The organism is Collinsella tanakaei (assembly GCF_016900375.1).
Classification (GTDB): Bacteria; Actinomycetota; Coriobacteriia; order Coriobacteriales; family Coriobacteriaceae; genus Collinsella.
Genome location: NZ_JACJKB010000030.1, coordinates 1 through 4,068 on the forward strand (window position 1 = coordinate 1; position 4,068 = coordinate 4,068).

The 4,068-nt window shown below is 63.7% G+C and carries 3 protein-coding genes and 1 tRNA gene; all 4 read right to left on the minus strand.

Annotation, left to right across the window (positions count from 1 at the left end):
* Positions 1 to 230: 230 nt before the first annotated feature.
* Entirely contained in the window at positions 231 to 1,676 is a 1,446-nt protein-coding gene (locus tag H6A16_RS10385; RefSeq protein WP_204618932.1) for a PTS transporter subunit EIIC, read from the minus strand.
* Between the two features lie 28 nt (positions 1,677 to 1,704).
* Positions 1,705 to 2,601: an N-acetylmuramic acid 6-phosphate etherase gene (gene murQ / locus H6A16_RS10390; protein WP_204618926.1), complete on the minus strand. Its 897-nt coding sequence runs from the start codon at positions 2,599 to 2,601 to the stop codon at positions 1,705 to 1,707.
* Entirely contained in the window at positions 2,594 to 3,493 is a 900-nt protein-coding gene (locus tag H6A16_RS10395; RefSeq protein ID WP_204618929.1) for a MurR/RpiR family transcriptional regulator, read from the minus strand. Before H6A16_RS10395 ends, murQ begins: the two co-directional genes overlap by 8 nt.
* A 483-nt stretch (positions 3,494 to 3,976) precedes the next feature.
* Positions 3,977 to 4,053, minus strand: a tRNA-Arg gene (locus tag H6A16_RS10400).
* Positions 4,054 to 4,068 lie beyond the last annotated feature (15 nt).

Consider the following 4,068-nt stretch of genomic DNA (forward strand, 5'->3'; position numbering starts at 1 on the left):
CGTACAGGATTCGAACCTGTGACGTTCTGATTCGTAGTCAGACCCTCTATCCAGCTGAGGTAACGCCGCAACGCACGGAATATAATGCCACCGCCGTACGGGTTCGTCAAGCGGAGATTTTCGCCAACCTTACGTAACCTTCACATTACATAACGTGCGCGGCAGCTCCGCAGGTAGGAGCTGCCGCGCACTGTGTATCGCCTACGAATTCGGCAAGGTTCGAGCTGGCGTTACGCAGCCGCGACCTCATCGGCGGACACGAAGATATTCGTGATGATGAAGCCGCCGATGTAGCTGATGATCAGGCCGATGCCGTAGAAGACCATGCACATCACCGCGTCGTTCACCGGGCTTGCCGTCATGACCGGGAAGGCCAGCACGCCAGACGGGCCCCAGGTCGTGGACGCGACCTGCATGGCCATCACGAAGGCACCACCGAAGCCAGCGCCCAGACCGGCCGTGATGAAGGGCTTGCCCATCGGCAGCGTGACGCCGTAGATAAGGGGCTCGCCGACGCCGAGCACGCCTGCCGGCAGCGCACCGTCGATGACGGAGCGGATGCGCTGGTTGCCGCACTTCTTCGCCTTGAGGTAGATGGCGATCGCGGCGCCCACCTGGCCGGCACCGGCCATGGCGAGAGCGGGATAGAGCGTCACGTAACCGAAGGTCTCGAGCTGCACGGTGTACAGGGCGACCAGGCCATGATGCATGCCCATAGCGACCATTGGCAGGAACAGCAGCGCCGAGATGTAGCCCGCGATGATGCGGACGAACGGGTTGGCGCTCATGGCAACCTGCTGGACGACCCACACGAGACCCGTCGAGATGAAGCCGGTGGCGGGCATGACGATGAAGACGTACGGGATCACCGTGATGAACAGGGTCAGCAGCGGGGTGAACACGATGTCCACGTTATCGGGCATCTTGGAGCGGATGGCCTTCTCGATCTTGACCATGACCCAGACACCGATGATCACGGCGAGCACGCCGCCGCGGCCGGCGCGCAGGATGGCGTCGAGCGGCTGCGCCTCGTTATACAGGCCGACGAGCTGCGAGATGGAGTCGATGCCCGCAAGCGAGGTGATCATGCCCAGCATGCCGCCCAGGATCGGCGTGCCGCCAAAGCGCTCGGCGGCGCGGTAGCCGGCCCACGCGGTGATGTAGGTCATGAACGACTGATTGATGAGGGTGAGCAGGTTGTAGACCACACCCCAGAACGTGTCCTCGGCGTAGCCGGGCACGAGCTGCGTGAGCAGCGTGGCGAAGCCGGAGCACAGGCCCGCGGCGATGACGCCGGGGATCAGCGGGACGAAGATCTCGCCGAACGTCTTGAGCATGCCCTTCAGCTTGCTCTGCTTCTGACCTGCCTTGATGGCCTCCTTGTTGGCCTTCCAATCGTTCTCGGTCGCGCCTTCGGCGGAAACCGGAATGCCCATGGCGGCGCAGATGTCGGCGCACTTGCGGCACTTGCCCGGACCGACGACGATCTCGATGTACCCGGGGTTGTCGTGCACGATACCCAGCACGCCCTCGATGTTCTTGAGAGCTTCGTCCTCGATCTTGCTGTCGTCCTGCACGTGGATGCGCAGGCGCGTCATGCAGTTGGTCGCCGCCGTGACGTTCGAGCGACCGCCCAGTTTGTCAAAACACGCTTTGACAAGTTCCTCGTTTGTCATGCCGTCTCCTCTCTTTCCGCCATCGCGCCTACGCGCCGATGGCAGCCCTCACGTGACCGGATGCCGCCTCGAGCGCGGCACGTGCCTCGGATGCGCTCTGGCCGTTCAGGATCATCACGATGGCGGTCTTAACGTGGCCGTCCGCCTCGGCGAGGGCGCTGATGGCCTCCTCGCGGGTGCAGTCGGTCGCCGCCATGCAGATGTTCTGGCCGCGCACGATGAGCTTCTCGTTCGTCTGCTGCACGTCGACCATCAGGTTCTGGTACACCTTGCCCATGCCCACCATGGACGCCGTCGAGATCATGTTGAGCACGAGCTTCTGGGTCGTGCCCGCCTTGAGGCGCGTCGAGCCCGTAAGCACCTCGGGGCCACATACCGGCTCAATCGCGAGCTCGGCGTGGCTACCGATGACCGAGTCCTTGTTGCAGGCGATGGCGACAGTATGGCAACCGACCGAACGCGCGTAGTCCAGGGCATAGGCCACATAAGGGGTGCGACCGCTCGCCGCAAGGCCGATCACGATGTCGCGAGGCTGAAGACCGATGCACTTGAGGTCCTCCTCGCCGAGCGTCGTGCTGTCCTCGGCGCCCTCGACCGCCTTGGTGAATGCCTGCTCGCCGCCGGCGATGAGGCCCACGACCACATCGGGCGAGACGCCGAAGGTCGGCGGGCACTCCGCAGCGTCCAACACGCCCAAGCGGCCGCTCGTGCCGGCGCCCATGTAGATGATGCGACCGCCCGCGCGCAGGCTCTCGGTTGCCCACTCGATCGCCTGGGCGATGTGCGGGAGCTCAGCGCGGATCGCTTCGATCACGTGAGCGTCCTCCCGGTTCATCGCCGTCGCGATCTCCAGAGGCGTCATCTCGTCGAGATGCATGGTCTCCGGATTCCGCGTCTCGGTGGTCAGTTTCGACAGGTCAAGCATGACCCCCTCCCTTCGTGCCGCTCGCCGCAAAGCGGCTCGCGCCCTCTCCTTCTTTGACGGTATAGTTCCGGCGGATGAGCTCCGCGCAGCGCTCGTAGTCCTTCGCGACGAACGTCGAGTACAGCACGTCGACGACCAGCAGCTGCGACAAGCGTGAGCCCATGGCGCCGCTGCGCACCAAAGGCTCGCTCGTCGCGATACCCAGCACGTAGTCCGCATAGCGCGCGACACCGTTACCGTTGCCCAGCCGGGTGATCGCGATCACCTGGGCACCGCGCTCCCGCGCGCATCGCGCGCATTCGACCATCTCGCTCGTGATGCCGGAGTAGCTGATCACGATCGCCAGGTCATCGGGATGCATGTTGCGCGCGCAGAGCCATTGGCTGTGCCAGTCGTCGTACACGTGGCACTCGCGGTCGACGCGCGTGAGCTTCTGCTCGAAATCGTGCGCGACGAGCAGCGATGCGCCGATGCCGAACAGGTCGACCACGCGACACGACGCGATGAGGTCGGCGCACCGGTCGATCGTGGCGGCATCGAGCAGCCGGCTCGTCGCCTCGATGGAAAGCATGTCGCTGCGGGTGACCTTCTCGATGATCGCGGCAGCGTCATCGTCCTGGTCGACGTCGTCAAGCGCGATATCCATGCGCTCCTGCGAGGCCGCGAACTCGAAAACCAGCTCGCGCTGGAACTCCTTGTAGCCGCTGCACCCCAGTTTTCGGCAGAAGCGGACGATCGTGGACGGAGACGTGAACGTCACCTCGGCAAGGCCTCTGATGCTCAGGGACATCACGGCGCGCGGATCACCTTGGATGTAGTCGATGATGTTTCGCTCGGCCGGACTCGCGAAAGGTTTCTGCTCCTTGAGCCTGACCAGCAACCCGTGGGACATGGACTTCACCTCCATCAGCATCTATTAAACCGATAAGACACAAGTTGGTCATGGTGTATCCGTCATCATGAAACAATGTACCGCATCTTGATAGCACGCCGCCCGTTTGCGCGGGCAAACAGACCGTTCGCACTAAACAGGGAGGTGGTTGTTCGGAACTGGCAGAGCGGGCGCCGCGCCGGCAGCAACCGAGCGTAGAGGCACGAGGGGACGTCGGCAGCTGTTATGCGAAGCGGCACGCGTGACCGCCGACCCTCTTGCTGAATAAGTCGGGGCCGGCTGGCGATGAAACGTGCCCCACGGGACGCCGTGGGACTCGAGCTTGCGTCGTATGGGACTCCGTGCTTAAGGCGCCGCGCCGTACCCCGCCCGCGCACCGGGGACGCTCCGCCCCGCACCATGAGCGCTCCTCCGGTGAGGCCCGAGCCCCGCAGAGGATTTCTAATAAAAAAGGTGCCTCGGGAGGCACCTTCGAAGTTCGGCTGGTGCGGCGTACAGGATTCGAACCTGTGACGTTCTGATTCGTAGTCAGACCCTCTATCCAGCTGAGGTAACGCCGCAACGCACGGAATATA